Here is a 19,809-nt window from a genome sequence, read left to right as displayed (position 1 = left end):
TCAGTCGCGGGAGGTGGACATGGCCCGGCTGATGAGGTCGCCGACGTCCAGGTCGTCGATGGATTCCTCGGACTCCGGTGCCGGGGTGTCCTCGGTCAGGTGGAGTAGCGCTTCCAGGACGCCTAGCTCGCGGAGGCGGTTAAGGGAGGCGGCTGCTAGGGCGCGGCGGAGGCGGGCCTCGTCGGGGACGACGATCTCCGGGAACAGCAGCGTGGCCAGGTGCGTGGCCAGGGCCGCCGGGGTCGGGTGGTCGAACACCACCGTCGCGCCCAGGGGACGGCCGGCCGCGGCCGCCAGGCGGTTGCGCAGCTCCACCGACGTCAGGGAGTCGAACCCGAGGTCGGTGAAGGCGTGCTCCGGGTCGATCTCGGACGCCGTCGCGAAGCCGAGCACCTGGGCCGTGTGGGTCAGCACCAGCTCCGGCAGCGCCTCCCGGGTGAGCACCGGAACCGCACCGCTGGAGACGACCCGGCGCACGGGCAGCCGGACCAGGCCGGTGAGCAGCGCGGGCAGCACCCCCGCCCGGGCCTGGTCGCGCAGCCCGGCCAGGTCGAGCTTGACCGGCACCGACACCGGGCCGGGCGCGAGGTCGAACAGCACCGCGCCCTCCTCCGGGGACAGCGCACCGAAGCCGTCACGCCGCATCCGGTCGACGAGTGCCTGGTCCAGCACCCCGCCCATGCCCTCGGCCGCCCACATCCCGAACGCCAGCGACCGCGCGGGCAGGCCGTCGGCGTACCGCTGCTCGGCCAGCGCGTCGAGGTAGGCGTTGGCCGCGGCGTAGTTGCCCTGGCCCGGCCCGCCGAGTACCCCGGACACCGACGAGACCAGCACGAACTCCGTCAGCGGCCGGTCCAGGGTCAGCTCGTGCAGGTGCCGCGCGCCGTCGGCCTTCGGGCCCAGCACACGGTCCAGCCGCTCGGGGGTCAGCGCGGTGACGACGCCGTCGTCGAGGACGCCGGCCGCGTGCACGATCCCCGACAAACCGGGAATGCCGTCGAGCAGCGCGGCCACCGCCGAACGATCGGCGACGTCGCAGGCTTCCACCCGCACCTCGGCGCCCAGCTCACGCAGCCGCAGCGCCAGTTCCTCTGCGCCGGGCGCGGCGAGGCCGCGGCGGCTGGTGAGCACGAGGCTTTCGACGCCGTGTTCGGTGACGAGCCGTTCGGCCAGCTTGGCCCCGACCCCGCCGGTGCCGCCGGTGACCAGCACGGTCCCCGCGGGTTCCCAGTTCGGCTTGCGGCCGGGTTCGGTCTTGACCAGCCGCGGCACCTCGGCGCGGCCGTCGCGGACGCGGACGCGGGGTTCCCCGGTGGCCAGCGCGAGGTCCACATCGGACACTTCGCCGTCCAGCAGCACAAACCGGCCGGGGTTCTCGGCCTGCGCCGAGCGGACGAGCCCGGTCGCAGCCGCGTCGTCGAGCCCGCCGCCGGTCACGACGACCAGGCGCGAGCCGGAGAACCGCGGTTCGGTGAGGAAGCGCTGCAGGACGTCGAGCACCGCGTGGACCCCGGACGCCGGCAGGACAACCACCGGCGGCACCGGCTCGGTCACCTCGTCCCAGCGCGCCTGCACCACCGGCGACGCGGGCGGCGGTTCGACGGCGACGTGCTCAACCCGGAACAGCGACCGGTCCTCGCCGGCCCGGAGTTGCTCGCCGGTGACCGCGCGGACGACCAGCGACCCGACCGACAGCACCGGCGCCCCGGCGAGGTCGGTCAGCTCGACCGCGACCTCGCCGGGCCCGGTGAACCGCAGCCGCGCGCGGACCGCCGTGGCGCCGCTCGCGTGCAGGCTGACGTCGCTCCAGCTGAACGGCAGGGCGCCCGCTTCCTCACCGGCGCCGAGGAACATGCCGTGCAGCGCGGCGTCGAACAGCGCGGGGTGCAGGCCGAAGCGGGCCGCGTCGTCGTGGGCCTCCTCCGGCAGCGAGATCTCGGCGTAGCGGTCCTCGCCGTGCCGCCAGGCCGCGCGCAGGCCCTGGAACAGCGGGCCGTAGGCGAAGCCGCGGTCGGCGAGGTCGTCGTAGAACGAGCCGAGGTCGATCGGCTCGAGCCCGTCCGGCCAGGCGAACCCGGTGACCGGCGGGGCGGCCTCGGCCAGTAGACCGGACGCGTTGAGCTCCCACTCCTCACCGGGGATCCGCGAGTGCACGGTGACCGCCGCGGCGGCGCTGACCGCGACCTGCAGTTCGACCGGTCCGGATTCGGGGATGACGACGGGCGCGTGCAGGGTCAGCTCGACCAGCCGCGGCCGTCCGGCCTCGTCCCCGGCCCGGACGGCCAGTTCAGCAAGGGCCGCGCCCGGCAGCAGGACGGTGTCGTGCACGGTGTGCCCGGCCAGCCACGGGTGGCTGGACAGGGACAACCGTCCCGTGAGGACAGTCCCGTCCCCTTCAGCCAGCGAAAGCCCGGCCGCGAGCAGGGGGTGGTCCGAGGTCTCCAGCCCGGCCGCCGTGAGGTCGCCGGTGGACGCCGGTTCGAGCCAGAAGTGCTTGCGCTGGAACGGATAGGTGGGCAGGTCGAGCCGTCGCGCGCCCGGGAGGACGCCGTCCCAGTCGATCGGCACACCCTGGACGTGCAGCGTCGCGAGTGCGGTCATCACCGTGGTCGCTTCGTCACGTCCCTTGCGCAGCAAGGGAACGCCCTCGGTGAGCGCGGACAGGACGGCGTCGGGGCCGAGTTCGAGGAACTTCGTGACGCCACCCTCGGCCAGCCGCGCCACTGCGTCAGCGAACCGGACGGTCTCCCGCACGTGCGTCACCCAGTACTCCGGATCGGTGAAGTCCGCGGTCTCGCTCACGGTCGACACGATCGGGATCCGCGGCGCGGCGAAGGTCAGTTCCCGCACCACCGCGGCGAAGTCGTCGAGCATCGGTTCCATCAGGACCGAGTGAAACGCGTGCGACACGTCGAGGCGCTTGGTCTTCCGTCCGGCGAACCGTTCCGCGACCGCGAGGGTCGGGCCTTCGGCGCCGGACAGCACCACGGAGTTCTCGTCGTTGACCGCGGCCAGGGAGACCTCGCCGGACAGGTGCTCGCGCACCTCGTCCTCGGATGCCTGGATGGCGACCATGACACCGCCCGCGGGCAGGGCCTGCATCAACCGGCCGCGCGCTTCGACAAGCTTCGCCGCGTCCGGCAACGAGAGCACTCCGGCGACGTGCGCGGCGGCGATCTCGCCGATCGAATGGCCAGCCAGGAAATCGGGCCGGACACCCCACGACTCGACCAGCCGGAACAGCGCGACTTCGAGGGCGAAGATCGCGGGCTGCGCGAACTGGGTCTGCCCGAGGTCGCCGATCTCCGGCAGCAACGCCGACACCTCGTCGTAGGCCGCCGCGAACACCGGGAATGCCTCGTACAGCTCGGTTCCCATGCCGGGTCGCTGCGAACCCTGGCCGGTGAACAAGAACGCCAGCTTGCCCGGCCGGGGCCGTCCGACGATCCCCTGGCCCTCGGCCACGGCCTTCAGACCGGCTCGCAACTCGGACGTGTCCGCGCCGACGACCGCGGCCCGGCGCTCGTGCACCGTCCGGGTCGTGGCCAGCGAGAAAGCGACGTCACGCGGGTCGGCGTCCAGGTCCAGGAGTGCGAGGGCCCGGTCGGCCAGCGCCTGGTCGGTCTTCGCCGAGAGCACCCACGGCACGACACCGGGCCGGGCGGGTCCGGCCGGGGCAGGCTCCGGGACCTGCTCCAGGACGACGTGCGCGTTGGTCCCGCTGATCCCGAACGACGACACGCCCGCACGGCGCGGGCGGCCGCTGCCGGGCCACGGCCGCGGCTCGGTCAGCAGCGAAACCGCGCCCGCGTCCCAGTCGACCTCGGCCGACAGCTCCGCCGCGTGCAGGCTGCGGGGCAGCACACCGCGGCGCATCGCCTCGACCATCTTGATGATCCCGGCGACCCCCGCGGCGGCCTGCGTGTGGCCGAGGTTGGACTTGACCGAACCGAACCACAGCGGTTCGTCGCGCTCGTCGCCGTAGGTCGCGAGGAGTGCCTGCGCCTCGATCGGGTCGCCGAGGCGGGTGCCGGTGCCGTGCGCCTCGACGGCGTCGATGTCCGAAGTGGACAGACCGGCGTCGGCCAGCGCGGCGCGGATCACGCGTTGCTGCGACGGTCCGTTCGGGGCGGTGAGGCCGTTGGACGCGCCGTCCTGGTTGACGGCGGACCCGCGGACCACGGCCAGGACCGGGTGCCCGTTACGGCGGGCGTCGGACAGCCGTTCGAGCACGAGCACGCCGGCGCCTTCGGACCAGCCGGTGCCGTCGGCGTCGTTCGAGAACGACTTGCACCGGCCGTCCGGGGACAGGCCGCGCTGGCGGGAGAAGTCGAGGAAGGTCTCCGGCGTCGCCATCACCGTGACCCCACCCGCGAGGGCCATCGTGCACTCCCCCGCCCGCAGCGAGCGGGCGGCGAGGTGCAGCGCGACCAGCGACGACGAGCAAGCCGTGTCCACCGACACCGCCGGGCCCTCCAGCCCGAGCGTGTAGGCGACGCGGCCGGACAGCACGCTCGCGGAGGTGCCGGTGCCGAGGAAGCCAGCGACGCTGTCGGGCACGCCGGCGAGTTTCGCTGCGTAGTCGTAGTACATGATCCCGGCGAAAACGCCGGTCGCGCTGCCCTTGAGCGACGCCGGGTCGAGCTGGGCGCGTTCCAGGGCCTCCCAGCTGATCTCGAGGAGCAGCCGCTGCTGCGGGTCCATCGCGAGGGCTTCGCGCGGCGAGATGCCGAAGAACTCGGGGTCGAACTCACCCGCGTCGTGCAGAAAGCCGCCGTGCCGGGTATAGGTCTTGCCGGGCAGTCCGGGCTCCGGATCGTAGATGCCGTCGACGTCCCAGCCACGCCCACTGGGGAACGGCGAGATGGCGTCGGTCCCGGCGTCGACGAGGTTCCACAGGTCCTCCGGCGACCGGACACCGCCGGGGTAACGGCAGCTCATCGCGACGATGGCGATCGGCTCGTCGGTCTGCTTGCGCCGGGTCACGGCAGGGCGGGTTTCCTGAGGCGCGCCAACCAATTCAGTGCCGAGGAAGGTCGCGACGGCCGCCGGGCTCGGGTGGTCGAAAACGAGCGTCGCGGGCAGCCGCAGCCCGGTCTCGGCGCCGAGTTCGTTGCGCAGTTCGACGGCGGTCAGCGAGTCGAAGCCCAGTTCGGTGAACGGCCTGGACGCCTCCACGGTGTCCGCACCGGCCCGGCCGAGCACGGCCGCGACGCGGGCGCGGACCAGGTCGACGAGCAGGGCTTCCCGGTCGGCTTCGGACAGCCCGGCCAGCCGTCCAGCCAGGCCGGTCTCGGCGCGCCGAGCTTCACGACGGGTCTTGACGCGGACCAGCCCGCGCAACAGCGGCGGGACCCCGGCCTTCCGGACGGCCGCGAGGTCGAGCTGCACCGGCACCAGGACTTCGCCGCCGTCGGCGACGGCGGCGTCGAACAGCGCGAGGCCGTCTTCCGGGGCGAGGGCGCCGAAGCCGTCGCGGCCGATGCGGTCGCGGTCGGTGCCGGTCAGGGTGGCGCCCATGCCGTCCTGCCACAGACCCCAGGCGAGCGACTGGGCGGGCTTCCCCTCCGCGCGACGCTGTCGGGCGAGGGCGTCGAGGTCGGCGTTGGCGGCGGAGTAGGCGGCCTGGCCCGGGGAGCCGAAGACACCCGCGATCGACGAGAACAGGACGAAGAAGTCCAGGTCGCCGGTGAGGTCGTGCAGCACCCGGGCGGCGGTCGCCTTGGCCCGGAAGACGCCGTCGAGACGCTCGGGGGTGAGCGAGGTGAGGACACCGTCGTCGAGCACACCGGCCGCGTGGACGACCCCGGTGACCTGCGGCTGGGCCCGGTCGAGGAGGTCGCGGACCTGCTCACGGTCGGCGACGTCACAGGCCTCGACGCGAACGGTGGCACCGAGGCCGGTGAGTTCCTCGGCCAGTTCGGCGGCGCCGGGCGCGGCCTCGCCGCGGCGGCTGACCAGCAGCAGGTGCCGGACACCGTGGGTGGTGACGAGGTGCCGGGCGAGCCAGGCGGCAAGACCGCCGGTACCCCCGGTGATCAGCACGGTGCCTGGCGTGTCCAGTGTGGACGATTGCCCAGCGGCCACCCTCGCCAAGCGCGGGGCGAACAGGGCTCCGTCGTGGGCGTGGACCTCCGGTTCGCCGGTGGCGAGCGCGGCTTCGACGTCTGAATGGGCGCCGCGGAGCAGGACGATGCGGTCCGGGTTCTCCGCCTGTGCCGCCCTGACCAGGCCTTCGACGGCCCCGTCGGCCGGGCCGGTCAGCACGACCAGGGGGTCCGGTTCGTCCGAGGCCAAGAACTCCTGCAGCGCCAAGAGAGTGGCGTCGAGCGAGTCGGCCGCCACGACCGCGGCCAGGCTGGAAGCTGTGACGGCCGAGAGCGGGACCTCGTCGATGCGGTAGAGGCCCTCGAGTGACCGCGTGGTGGTCACCGCGCGGACGCTCAGGCCGCCGATCGACGCCACCGGGGCACCTGTTCCGTCGGCAAGCTCCAGGGACAGGCCGTCAGCGCTCGGACGGGCGTGCACCCGCAGCTCGGTCGCGCCTCGGGCGTGGAGCACGACGTCGCGCCACGCGAACGGGACCGAGCTCTGGTCCTCGCCCCGCACGGCCGTGGCCTGCAACGCCGCGTCCAGCAGCGCCGGATGGAGACCGAAGCCGCCTCCCGCGTTCTCGGGCAGGGCCACCTCGGCGAAGATCTCGTCGCCCCGGCGCCAGACCTTGCGCAGCCCCTGGAACATCGGGCCGTACGCGAGCCCGGCCGCCGCGAGACGGTCGTAGGCGTCGTCGAGAGCGACCTCCGTGGCGTCCGGCGGCCACGGGATGTCCACAGTGGACGTCGTTGGGGTGCCGAGGAAGCCGGTGGCGTGGGTGGTCCACGGGTGCTCCGGCAGGCGCGAGTGGATCGACACCGGACGGCGGCCGTGCTCGTCGGCCGCCCCCGCGACGACCTGGACCTCCGGCGCCGAACCGGGTTCGAGGACCAGGGGCTCCTGCAGGATCAGCTCTTCGATCCCGGTGCACCCGGCTTCGTCGCCGGCGCGGATGGCCAGCTCGGCGAACGCCGTGCCCGGCACCAGCACCCGGCCCGCGACGACGTGGTCGGCCAGCCACGGGTGCCGCTCCAGGGAGAGCCGGCCGGTGAGCAGGACGCCGTCGTCGGCGGCCACGGACACCGCGGCGCCGAGCAGCGGGTGGTCGGCGGCGGCGAGCCCGGCCGAGGTGACGTCGGCGTCGCTCTCCTGGCCGAGCCAGAAGTGCTCGTGCTGGAAGGCGTAGGTGGGCAGCTCGACGAACCGGCCGCTGCCGCCGAAGTACGTGGCCCAGTCGACGGGGACGCCGTGCGCGTGCAGCGTGCCGAGCGCGGTGACCAGCTGCCGCGGCTCGTCGTGGTCACGGCGCAGTGCGGGCACGGCGACGTCCGCGTCGACCAGGGCGCTCAGCACGGCGTCGGGCCCGAGTTCGAGGAACTTGGTGACGCCCTTCCCGCGCAGGTGATCGACCGCGTCGGAGAAGAGCACGGTGTCCCGGACGTGCGAGACCCAGTACTCGGGATCGGTCAGGTCCGCGCCCTCACGGACCGTCGAGACGATCGGGACCCGCGGCGCCGCGAAGGTCAATTCCCTTACCACCGAAGCGAATTCGGCCAGCATCGGTTCCATCAGCACCGAGTGGAACGCGTGCGAGACGTCGAGGCGCTTGGTCTTGCGGTCGGCGAACCGGGCCGCGGCCTCAAGGGTGGCTTCCGCAACACCGGACAGCACGACGGACGTCGGCCCGTTCACCGCAGCCAGTGACACCTTGTCCGAGAGCACCTCGCGGACCTCGTCCGCCGACGCCTGGACCGCGACCATCGCGCCGCCTTCGGGCAGCGCCTGCATCAACCGGCCGCGCGCGGACACCAGCTTCGCCGCGTCTTCCAGCGACAGGACACCTGCCACATGGGCGGCCGCGATCTCGCCGATCGAGTGCCCGGCCAGGAAGTCCGGGCGGACGCCCCACGACTCGACCAGCCGGAACAACGCGACTTCCAGGGCGAAGATCGCGGGCTGCGCGAACTCCGTCCGAGACAGGTCCCCGATGTCCGGCAGCACCGCCGCAACCTCGTCGTAGGCCGCCGCGAACACCGGGAACGCCTCGTACAGCGCGGCACCCATGCCGGGCCGCTGCGAACCCTGGCCGGTGAACAGGAACGCCAGCCCGCCTTCGGTGACGCGGCCGGTCACCCGGTCCGAGCCGACGACGACCGCGCGGTACGGCAACGCGGCCCGGGTCGTCGCCAGGGTGTACCCCACGTCGACCGGCTCCGCGGTGACCGAGGCCAGCCGGGCGAGCTGGCCGGCCAGCGCGGGTTCCGTGGCCGCGGACAGCAGCAGCGGGACGACCGCGGGCGGCGCGGGCCGCTCTTCGACCACGGCTTCAGGTGCCTGTTCCAGCACCACGTGCGCATTGGTCCCGCTGATCCCGAACGACGACACGGCACACCGCCGCGTGCCCTCGGGCCAGCCGGTGCGCTCGGTCAGCAGCGACACTGGGCCGCCGGCCCAGTCGACCTCGGTGCTGGGCGTGCCGACGTTCAGGGTCGGCGGCAGGACGCCGTGGCGCATCGCCTCGACCATCTTGATGATGCCGGCCACCCCGGCCGCGGCCTGGGCGTGGCCGAAGTTCGACTTGACCGAGCCCAGGAACAGGGGGCGTGAGCGGTCGCGGCCGTAGGTCGCCAGCAGGGCTTCGGCCTCGATCGGGTCGCCGAGGCGGGTGCCGGTGCCGTGCGCCTCGATCGCGTCGACGTCCGATGTGGACAATCGGGCGTCGGCCAGCGCGGCACGGATCACGCGTTGCTGCGACGGGCCGTTCGGGGCGGTGAGGCCGTTGGACGCGCCGTCGGAGTTCACCGCGGAACCCTTGACCACGGCGAGGATCCGGTGGCCGTTGCGCTGCGCGTCGGACAGCTTCTCCAGCACGAGCATGCCGACGCCTTCGGCCCAGGCGGTGCCGTCGGCGTCGTCGGAGAACGACTTGCACCGCCCGTCCGGGGCCAGGCCGCGCTGGCGTGCGAAGTCGACGAAGATGCCCGGGGACGCCATCAGGTTGACCCCGCCGGCCAGCGCGAGGGTGCACTCCCCCGCGCGCAGGCCACGGACCGCGGCGTGCACCGCGACCAGCGACGACGAGCACGCCGTGTCGATCGACACGGCCGGGCCCTCCAGGCCGAGCTGGTAGGCGATCCGTCCGGAGTGGACACTGCAGGTGGTGCCGGTGAGCAGGTAGCCGTCGACCGCGTCACCCGGGTTGTGCAGGCGCGGCCCGTATTCCTGCGCCGACACTCCGATGTAGACACCGGTGGGGCTGCCGCGCAGCGCGGCCGGGTCGAGACCCGAACGTTCGACGGCCTCCCAGCCGACCTCCAGCAGCAGCCGTTGCTGCGGCTCCATCGCGAGCGCCTCACGCGGCGAGATCCCGAAGAACTCGGCGTCGAACCCGGCGGCACTGGGCAGGAAGCCGCCGGTGCGCACGTAGGTGGTGCCGCGGTGGTCGGGGTCGTCGTCGAACAGGCCGGAGGTGTCCCAGCCGCGGTCGGCGGGGAACTCGCCGATGCCTTCACGGCCGTTGTCGACGAGGTCCCACAGCGCGGCGGGGGTGTCGGCACCGCCGGGGAACCGGCAGGCCATGCCGACGATCGCGACCGGCTCGTGCCGGCCGTCCTCGGCGTCACGCAGCCGTTCGCGGGTCCGCTGCAGGTCTCCCGTGACGCGCTTGAGCAGGTCGAGGAGCTTGTCTTGGTCCGCCATCATTCCCTCGCTGTGGTCAGAAGATCTCGTCGGTGAGGAAGTCGAAGACCTTGTCGATCGCGGCGTCGACGAGCAGGTCGTCGAACTTCTCGTCGCCGTCCCCGGTGGCGTAGGCCAGCAGCAGCTTCTTCAGCGGCTTGGCGACTTTCTTGCGGTCTTCCTTGTCGAGCTCGCGCAGGTTCTCGCTCAGCTTCTCGATCTCGCCGAGCACCCGCTTGACGGCCTTCTTGTCCGGCATCAGGAGATCCCCAGCTCGGTGGCCAGGAAGTCGACGACCTCGTCGGCGGTCGCGTCCTCCAGCCGGGAGCTGGCACCGGGCGCGGCGAACCCGTCCAGCAGAGCACGGAGCCGCGCGGCGATCCGGCCGTCGTCGTCCACAGTGGAGAGCCGTGCTTCGAAGCGGTCCAGTTCGGACAGGAGAGCGTCGGTCGGGCTCACCGACGGGGGTGCCAGCTCGGCCAGGAGGTGCCCGGCCAGCGACGCGACGGTCGGGTGGTCGAACACCGCGGTGGCCGACAGGCGCAGGCCGGTGACGGTGTTGATCCGGTTGCGCAGCTCCACCGACGTCAGGGAGTCGAACCCGAGGTCCTTGAACGCGCGGGCCGGGTCGATCGCGCCGCCGGCTTCGTGGCCGAGGACCGCGGCGGCGTTGTGCCGCACCAGGTCGATCAGCAGGGTCGAGCGTTCCTCGTCGGGCAACGTCGTGAGCCGGTCGCCCAGGGCGTGTCCGGCCGTCGCGGGCCCGGCCGCGCGGCGCGTGGTGACCTTCGCGAGGCCCCGCAGCACCGGCGCGACCTCGGTGGTCCGGGCGTGGGCGCGCAGGGCCGCGCGGTCCAGCTCGATCGGCAGGACGGTGGTGAACCCGCCGTCCAAGGCCGCGTCGAACAGCGCGAGCCCGGTCTCCGCGGTGAGCGGCGGCAGGCCTTCGCGGGCCATGCGGTCGACGTCGGTGTCGGCCAGCCCGCTGCCCATGCCTTCGCGCCAGAGCCCCCACGCGAGCGAGACCGCGGGCAGACCCTCGGCTCGGCGGTGGGCGGCCAAGGCGTCGAGGAACGTGTTCGCGGCGGCATAGGACGCCTGGCCCGCGGAGCCGACGATCCCGGACACCGACGAGTACAGCGCGAACAGCGCGAGGTCGTGGCCGCGCGTCAGCTCGTGCAGGTGCCAGGCCGCGTCCACCTTGGGGCGCAACACCTTCTCGAGCCGCTCGGGTGTCAACCCGGTCAGGACGCCGTCGTCGAGCACACCCGCAGTGTGCACGACACCGGTCAACTCGACGCCGTCCAGGAGCGCGGCCAGCGCCGCGCGGTCCGTGACGTCACAGGCGACCACCTCGGCGTTCAGCTCGGCAGCCAACTCCCGCGCACCCGGTGCGTCGAGGCCACGACGGCTGGTGAGGATCAGCTTGCGGACGCCGTGCTCGGCCACGAGGTGCCGGGCGATCAAGGCCCCCAGCCCGCCGGTACCGCCGGTGATCAGCACCGGCTTCTCCGGATCGAGTGCTCGCGGCAGTGTGAGAGCGACCTTGCCGATGTGCTTGGCCTGGCTCAGGAACCGGAACGCCTCGGGGGCTTCGCGGACGTCCCAGGTGCGCACCGGCAGCGGGGTGAGCGCGCCGGACGCGAACAGCTCGGCCAGGGCGTCCCAGATCTCCGCCGTCCGTGACGGGCCCGCGTCGATCAGGTCGAACGCCTGGTAGTGGACGTCTTCCGGCTCGCGGATGTCCGTCTTGCCCATCTCCAGGAACCGGCCGCCGGGCGCCATGGTGCGCAGGGACGCGTCGACGAAGTCCCCGGAGAGGGCGTTCAGGACGACGTCGATCCCGCTGAACCGCTGCTCGAAGTCGAGGGTGCGCGACGACGCGATGTGGTCTTCGGGCAGGCCGGCCGCGCGCAGGACGTGCTGCTTGCCCTCGCTCGCGGTGCCGAACACCTCGGCGCCGAGGTGGTGCGCGAGCTGCGTCGCGGCCATGCCGACACCGCCCGCGGCCGAGTGGACCAGGATCGACTCGCCTTGCCTCAGCCCGGCCAGGTCGACCAGCGCGTAGTACGCGGTCAGGAAGACCAGCGGCACGGTCGCGGCCTGCTCGTCGGTCCAGCTGTCGGGGACGCGGGCCAGGAACGGCCGCTCGCCGACGGCGACCGGGCCGATGCCGCCGTGCACCATGCCCATCACGCGGTCACCGGGGGCCAGGTCGGTGACGGCGGCGCCGGTGGCGAGAACCGTCCCGGCCACCTCGCAGCCCAGCGGCCCGGCCTCGCCGGGGTACATGCCCAGGACGTTGAGCACGTCCCGGAAGTTGAGCCCGGCCGCTCGCACGGCGATCCGGACGTCGTGGGGGCCGAGGTCGGACTCCTCGACCGGCGCGAGGGTGAGGTGGTCGACGGTGCCCTCGCCGTCCTTGTCCAGGCGCCACGGGCCGTGCGGCGGGAGGAGACCACCCGCTTCGGCGATCCGCGGGACCAGCGGGACGCCGTCGCGCACCGCGACCTGCGGTTCGCCGGTGGCCACTGCTAGGGGGACGTCCTCGAGGTCGCCGTCGACGAGGACGAACCGGCCCTGGTGCTCGGCCTGGGCGCTGCGCACCAGACCCCAGACCGCCGCGGCCGCCGGGTCGGCGGCGCCGGGACCGGCCGCGTGTCGCGTGTGGACGACCAAAGTGGACTCGTCTCGGGTCACCCAGTCCTGCAGCACTTCCAGGAGCCGCGTGGCCAGTTCGTGCGCCGAGGCGACCGGGTCGCCTTCGGACGTCACCGACAGCACGGCCGGCCGTCCCGGGATGACCTCGGGGTAGGTCGTGCAGGTCACCGGTTCGGCGGCCGCGATCGGCGTCCAGTCGAGGGTGAACAACCCGGACGGGACATCCCGGCCGCGGGCGGCGGGGCGGCGGACGACGAGGGACTCGACGCTGAGCACCTCGGCGCCCGCCGGATCGACGGCGACCAGCGACACCGTGTCGGCCGCGCGGAACGAGATCCGCAGCCGCAGGCTGGTCGCGCCGGTCGCGTGCAGCCGGACCCCCGACCAGGAAAACGGCAGTCCCCCGGCGGATTCGGCCGACTCGCGCAGGAACAGGGCGTGCAACCCGGCGTCGAGCAGCGCCGGGTGGATCCCGAACCCGCCCTCGGCGTCTTCGGCCAGGGCGACTTCGGCGTGGACGTCGTCCCCGTCGACCCACACGGCTTGCAGGCCGCGGAAGACACCGTCGTAGCTGAAGCCGGGCAGGTCGTCGTAAAAGCCCTCGAGGGACTGAGCCTCACCCGGCGGCGGCCATGCGCCTAGTGCGGCACTTTCACGTGAAAGTGCCGCCAGGGTGCCGGTCGCGTGGCGGGTCCAGTCGTCGCCGTGTTCCGGGCGGGAGTGGACGGTGACCGCGCGGCGGCCGTCGTCGTCCGGGGGTGCCACCACGACCTGGACCTCGGCCGGGGCCGAGAGCACCAGCGGCGCGCCCAGGGTCAGCTCCTCGACGGCCGGGCAGCCGGTCTCGGCGCCGGCGTGCAGGGCCAGCTCGAGGAAGCCGGTGCCGGGGAACAGGACGTCGCCGCCGACGACGTGGCCGGACAGCCAGGGCTGGTCGGTCACCGAGAGCCGAGCCGTGAACACCGTGTCGCCGCCGGGGACCGGGACGACCGCGCCGAGGAGCGGGTGCTCGGCGCCGCGCAGGCCGAGGCCGCGCGCGCCGCTGGTGCCCGCGCCGGGGGTGAGCCAGTAGCGCGACCGCTGGAACGGGTAGGTGGGCAGGTCGATCCGGCGGCCGCCGGGGGCGAGGGCCGCGAAGTCGACGTCCGCACCGCGTACGTAGGCCGTGCCGAGGGCGTTCAGCGCCTCCGGGACTTCCGGGCGGTCGCGGCGCAGGAGCGGCCGGGCGACACCGTCGTCGACCAGGGCCGAGAGGACGCCGTCCGGGCCCAGCTCCAGGTAGGTGCCGCAGCCGGCGTCACGCAGCACGTCCAGGGCGTCGGCGAACCGGACGGTCGCCTCGACGTGCTCGATCCAATATTCCGGCGTGTCGTGGCCGCCGATCTGGCCGGTGACCGTGGAGACGATCGGGAGGCGCGCCGGGTGGTAGTCGGCGAGGCGGCAGATCCGCGCGAAGTCGTCGAGCATGCCCCGCATGAGCGGCGAGTGGAAGGCGTGGCTGACGTTGAGCCACTTGGTCTTGCCGTCGAACCCGGCGATCGCCTTCTCCAGGACGTCACCCGAGCCGGACAGCACGACGGCGTCCGCGCTGTTGACCGCGGCGAGCCCGGCGTACCGCTCGTGTCCCTTGAGCAGCGAGAGAGCGGTTTCCTCCGACGCGCGCAGGGAAACCATCGCGCCGCCTTCGGGCAGCTCCCGCATGAGACGACCGCGCGCGGTGACCAGCATGGCCGCGTCGGACAGCGAGAGCACGCCCGCCACGTGCGCGGCCGCGAACTCGCCCACCGAGTGCCCGCACAGGTACGCCGGGGTGACCCCCCACGACTCCAGCAGCCGGAAGAGGGCGACCTCGACGGCGAACAACGCGGGCTGGGCGTAGTCGGTGCGGTCCACCAGCTCCGAGCCGAACACGACGTCACGCAGCGGGGTGTCGAGCTGGACGTCCACGTGCGCGCAGACCTCGTCGAAGGCGTCCGCGTAGACGTCGTAGGTGTCGTAGAGGCCGCGGCCCATCGCGATCCGCTGGGCGCCCTGGCCGGTGAACAGGTAGGCCAGTTCCGTCTGCTGATTGCCGTGGAGAACGCGGTCGTCGAAGGCGGTCAGGGCGGCGGAGAGGGCGGCGGAGTCCGGGGCCACGACGAAGGCGCGTTCGGGGAGGGTGGCCCGGGTCGTCGCCAGGGAGAAAGCGAGGTCCGCGGGGTTGCCGTCGAAGGCCGCGAGCTGGGCGGCTTGGGCGCGGAGTGCGTCCGGATCGGCGGCCGAGAAGCCGAGCGCGATCGGCGACAGTGGTTCCGGCTCGGGCCGTTCCGCGGTGACGGCGGGTTCTTCGAGGATGACGTGGGCGTTGGTGCCGGAGATGCCGAACGACGACACCGCGGCCCGCCGAGGTTCGCCGCCGCGGGGCCAGGGTCGCGGCTCGGCCAGCAGCGAGACCGCGCCGGACGTCCAGTCGACGGCCGACGAAGGATCGGCGCCGAGCAGCGTGCGCGGCAATCGGTCGTGCTGCAGGGCCATGATCATCTTGATCACGCCCGCCGCGCCCGCGGCGGCCTGCGCGTGCCCGATGTTGGCCTTGATCGACCCCAGCCACAGCGGTTCCCCGCGGTCGCGGCCGTAGGTGGCGAGCAGCGCCTGCGCCTCGATCGGGTCACCCAGGGTGGTACCGGTGCCGTGCGCCTCCACGACGTCCACAGTGGACGCCTCGACGCCGGCGTCGGCCAGCGCGGCGCGGATCACCCGCTGCTGCGACGGGCCGTTCGGGGCGGTCAGGCCGTTGGACGCGCCGTCGGAGTTGACCGCGCTGCCGCGGACCACCGCGAGCACCGGGTGGCCGAGGCGCTCGGCGTCGGACCGCCGTTCCAGGACGAACATCCCGGCGCCCTCGGCCCACGCCGTGCCGTCGGCGGCCGCCGAGAACGGCTTGCAGCGGCCGTCCGGGGCCAGGCCGCGCTGGTTCGAGAAGGCGACGAACGGGCCGGGGGTGCCCAGCACCGCGACCCCGCCGGCCAGGGCGAGCGTGCACTCCCCCGCCCGCAGCGCGCGGACCGCCAGGTGCAGCGCGACGAGCGAGCCCGAGCACGCGGTGTCGACGGTGAGCGCGGGCCCCTGCAGGCCGAGGGTGTAGGCGATGCGGCCGGAGACGACGCTGGGCGCGCTGCCGGTGAGCAGGTGCCCGTCGAGGCCCTCGGGCGCGTCGGCCAGGCGGGTGCCGTACTCCTGCGGCTCGGCGCCGACGAACACACCGGTCGGGCTGCCGGCCAGGGTGCCGGCGTCGATCCCGGCGCGTTCCAGCGCTTCCCACGCCGTCTCCAGGACCAGGCGCTGCTGCGGGTCCATGGCCAGGGCTTCCCGCGGTGAAATGCCGAAGAAGCCCGCGTCGAACTCGGCGGCGTCGTGCAGGAAACCGCCGTGGCGCACGTAGGTGCGGCCCGGGGTGCCGGGGCGGGGGTCGTAGAGGCCGTCGACGTCCCAGCCGCGGTCGCGCGGGAACTCCGTGACGACGTCCCGTCCTTCGTCCACAATGGACCATAGGGCGGCGGGCGAGTGGGCGTCGCCGGGGAAGCGGCAGCCGATGCCGACGATCACGATCGGCTCGCTGTCCACCGTGACGGCAGCTTCGTCGGCAAGAGAAACCGCGCCGAACAGGCACTCGTCCAGGAAGTCGGCCAGCGCGTCGGGGCCCGGGTGGTCGTAAGCCAGGGTCACCGGCAGGTCGAGGCCGGTCTCGGCGGTCAGCCACGCGTGCAGCCGCACGGCGAGCAGCGAGTCGAAGCCGAGGTCGGCGAACGTGCGGCCGGACGGCGGCGGGCCGTCCAGCACCGCCGCCACGGCCCGGCGCACCAGGGCCAGCAGCGTCCGGCGTCGCTCGGGGCGCGGCCGGCCTTCCAGCCGTCGCAGGGAATCCAGCTCGGTCATGCGCGCACTCGCCACCTCGGGTCGCCCGGCACAGGGAATTCGCTGCTCCAGCTAGCCACAGGGGGGTGCGCGGCCGGGGCGGAACTGTTCCACCGGCGGGTAATCGCGCGCCCCGCGAGCCGGTTTCCGTTCCGTGGACGGGCGGTGGAAAAGGTATCCGGCGCGGCGGTACGGAATCGTTAACGTGGCTCTCGGCGAACCGGATTTCAGCGCCGAGACCCGTGGCCGCACGACTGCCGGGACGCACCGGCGACAGCGTAAGGGCGCTCCTCCCGGGCGTCCGCCGTGCCGGCCGGGGGCCGCCTGCGCGACGCCAGAACTAGTGCCGGAGGTAACGCCGATGACCATGTCTCCCGTCGAAGAACGCCCGCTGCCCGGCCTCCCGGCCGAGGCCGGTTCGGCGAGCATGCTGTGTCCCGACTTCCCGTTCGCCTACGACGACTGGATCCGGCACCCGGCCGGCCTGGGCCGCGTGCCCCGGCACGCGCACGGCACCGAGGTCGCGGTGATCGGCGGCGGCCTGTCCGGGATGGTGGCCGCCTACGAGCTGATGAAGCTCGGCCTGAAGCCGGTGATCTACGAGGCCGAGCAGCTCGGCGGGCGGATGCGCTCGGTCAGCCTGCCCGGATACCCGGACGCCGTCGCGGAGCTGGGCGCGATGCGCTTCCCGCCGTCCGCCGGCGCGCTCTTCCACTACATCAACAAGCTCGGGTTGGAGACGACGCCGTTCCCGAACCCGCTCTCGCCGGCGTCGCCGAGCACGGTGATCAACCTGCACGGCGAGAGCCACTGGGCCCGCACGTCCGCCGATCTACCGTCGGTGTACCGCGAGGTCAACGACGCCTGGACGAAAACGCTGCAGGAGCAGGCCGACCTGTCGCTGATGGAGGACGCCATCCGGCGCCGTGACGTCGGCACCATCAAGGCGCTGTGGAACCACCTGGTCACCAAGTTCGACAACGTGTCGTTCTACGGCTTCCTGACGTCGTCGCCGCTGTTCTCCTCCTTCGAGCACCGCGAGATCTTCGGCCAGGTCGGCTTCGGCTGCGGCGGCTGGGACACCGACTTCCCCAACTCCGCGCTCGAGATCCTGCGGGTGATCTGCACCGACACCAGCGACGAGCACCACCGGATCCTCGGCGGCTGCCAGCAGCTGCCGCTCGGCCTGTGGTCCGACGAGCCCGACGGCCTCGAGTACTGGCCGGCCGGGACGTCGCTGGAGTCGCTGCACGGCGGGCAGCCGCACCCGGCGGTCGTCCGGATCGACCGGACCGGCCGCGGGTTCACCATCGAGGACGCCGACCGCGACGTGCGCACCTACCCGGCCGCGATCTTCGCCGCGCAGAACTGGAACCTGCTCTCGGGCATGAAGGCGGACGACTCGCTGCTGCCCCAGCCGGTGTGGACCGCCCTGGAGCGCACGCACTACATGGGCGCGTCCAAGCTGTTCGTCATCACCGACCGGCCGTTCTGGCTCGACCAGGACCCGGCGACCGGGCGGGACGTGATGAGCACGACGCTCACCGACCGCATGCCGCGCGGGGTCTACCTCATCGACAACGGCCCCGACGAGCCCGGCACGATGCTGCTGTCCTACACGTGGAACGACGACTCGCTGAAGGTCGCCTCGCTGACCCCGGACGAGCGGCTCGACGTGATGCTGTCCGCGCTGGGCAAGATCTACCCCGGCGTCGACATCCGCTCGCACATGATCGGCCCGCCGATCGCGATCACCTGGGAGACCCAGCCGCACTTCAAGGGCGCCTTCAAGTCCTGCCTGCCCGGCAGCTACCGCTACCAGCGCCGGCTGTTCACCCAGTTCATGCAGCGGGACGCCGCCGAGCGCCACCGCGGCTTCTTCCTGGCCGGCGACGACGTCGCGTGGATCGCCGGGTTCTCCGAGAGCGCGGTCACGACCGCGCTGAACGCCGTGTGGGGCGTTGTCGAGCACCTGGGCGGCGGCACCCATCCGGACAACCCCGGCCCCGGCGACGTGTTCGACGAGATCGCCCCGGTGAGCCTCGACTGACCAGCGGAAAGGACTTCCCATGTTCGCGAAGATCTATTCCCCCGACGCGGTCACCGGGGGTGAAGCCTTCGAACAGCACGCCCTGCGCGTGGCCGAGGTGCTGCGCGACCGCGGTGTCGGCTCCGGCGACCGGGTGCTGCTCAAGGCCGACAACACCCTGGCCTACCTGACGATCCTCGTCGCGCTGATGCACGCCGGCGCGTCGGTGGTGCTCGTCGACCACATGGAGCACGCCGACCGCACCGCCGAGACGATCGCGGCCTCCGGCGTCGTACTGGCGGTCGTCGACGACGACGCGCCGCTGCCACCGGACGCGCCCTCGGCGTTCACCTACGAGATCATGGTCGCCGCCGCCGACCGGACCCCGGCCGACGACCACCTGCGCTTCGACGTCTGGGAGAAGCTGCCGGACAGCCTCGTCATGTGGTCGTCGGGCTCGACCGGCGTCCCCAAGGGCGTCGCGAAGAACGGCGCGCGGTTCCTGAAGAACCTGGAGCGCAACGCCGATCTCGTCGGCCACGTCGCCGACGACGTCCTGCTGCCGCTGCTGCCGTTCAACCACCAGTACGGCCTGTCGATGGTGCTGATCGCGTGGCTGCGCGACTGTTCACTGGTCATCGCACCCTACCGGCGCCCCGACCGGGCCCTGCGCCTGGCCGGGCGGGCCGGGACGACGGTCGTCGACGCGACGCCGTCGACCTACCGCAGCCTGTTCAACATCGTCGGCAAGCGCCCGGCGCTCAAGGACGAGTTCTCCCGCGTCCGGATGCTGTGCAGTGGCGCGGCGCCGCTCGAGCCCGCGCTGGTGGCGCAGGCCGAGGAGCTGTTCGGGATGCCGCTGCTCGACAGCTACGGCAGCACCGAGATGGGCAACGTCGCCTTCGCCAACACAGAAAACCCTTACGGCTGCGGGCAAATCGTCGACGGACTGACCCTGGAAGTGCGCGCCGACGACGGCACCGTGCTGCCCGCCGGCGAGGTCGGCGAGCTGCACGTGCTCGACCCGGACCTGATGGAGGGTTACCTCGACGGCGCCGGGCGGGTCGTGCCCGCCGACCGCGGCTGGTACGCCACCGGCGACCTCGGCCGCCTCGACGCGTCGGGGAACCTGTTCCTGGTCGGGCGCAAGCGGGCGGTGCACCGCAACGGGCACACGCTGCACCCCGAGGTGATCGAGCACCGGCTGGCCGAGGAAGGCTGCTCGGCGAAGATCGTCGCGCTGCCCGACCAGCGGCGCGGGTCGAGCCTCGTGTTCGTCGTCCAGGACGACGCCCAGCGCGACCCGCGGTACTGGCGCGACCGGATCTGCGGGGTGCTGGCGCCGGCCGAGCAGCCGAACCGGGTGCTCGTCACCGACCAGTTCCCGTTGAACCGCAACGGGAAACCGGACCGGCAGCGGCTGGAGCAGTTCGCCGCCGCCGAGCAACTCTGAG

Annotated in this window: 5 protein-coding genes; 2 read left to right on the top strand and 3 right to left on the bottom strand. The window is 73.0% G+C overall.

What is annotated here, in order from left to right:
* Genes ACIOD2_RS42055 through ACIOD2_RS42045 form a run of 3 tightly spaced genes read right to left on the bottom strand, consistent with a single transcriptional unit; the run spans position 1 to position 16,347 of the window.
* Complete coding sequence (locus tag ACIOD2_RS42055) at positions 1 to 9,792, bottom strand: SDR family NAD(P)-dependent oxidoreductase (RefSeq protein ID WP_400550972.1); 9,792 nt, start codon at positions 9,790 to 9,792, stop codon at positions 1 to 3.
* Positions 9,793 to 9,808: 16 nt separating this feature from the next.
* The gene (locus tag ACIOD2_RS42050; protein WP_400550971.1) at positions 9,809 to 10,030 is read right to left on the bottom strand and encodes a hypothetical protein; all 222 of its coding nucleotides are present in this window, start codon (positions 10,028 to 10,030) and stop codon (positions 9,809 to 9,811) included.
* Positions 10,030 to 16,347: an SDR family NAD(P)-dependent oxidoreductase gene (locus tag ACIOD2_RS42045; protein ID WP_400550970.1), complete on the bottom strand. Its 6,318-nt coding sequence runs from the start codon at positions 16,345 to 16,347 to the stop codon at positions 10,030 to 10,032. The genes ACIOD2_RS42050 and ACIOD2_RS42045 overlap by 1 nt, the downstream gene beginning before the upstream one ends.
* 340 nt (positions 16,348 to 16,687) lie before the next feature.
* On the opposite strand from ACIOD2_RS42045, the gene ACIOD2_RS42040 reads away from it, so the two are divergent.
* Together ACIOD2_RS42040 and ACIOD2_RS42035 are read left to right on the top strand one after the other, a co-directional pair.
* Positions 16,688 to 18,376, top strand: coding sequence for a flavin monoamine oxidase family protein (locus ACIOD2_RS42040; protein WP_400550969.1), 1,689 nt, complete (start codon positions 16,688 to 16,690; stop codon positions 18,374 to 18,376).
* 19 nt (positions 18,377 to 18,395) lie between these two features.
* Positions 18,396 to 19,808, top strand: a complete 1,413-nt coding sequence (locus tag ACIOD2_RS42035; protein ID WP_400550968.1) for a class I adenylate-forming enzyme family protein — start codon at positions 18,396 to 18,398, stop codon at positions 19,806 to 19,808.
* The last annotated feature ends 1 nt before the right edge of the window (position 19,809 follow it).

Source organism: Amycolatopsis sp. NPDC088138 (assembly GCF_044741685.1).
Lineage (GTDB): Bacteria > Actinomycetota > Actinomycetes > Mycobacteriales > Pseudonocardiaceae > Amycolatopsis.
Note: the sequence above shows the minus strand (reverse complement) of the source record. Positions and strands in the feature narration are given on the sequence as shown.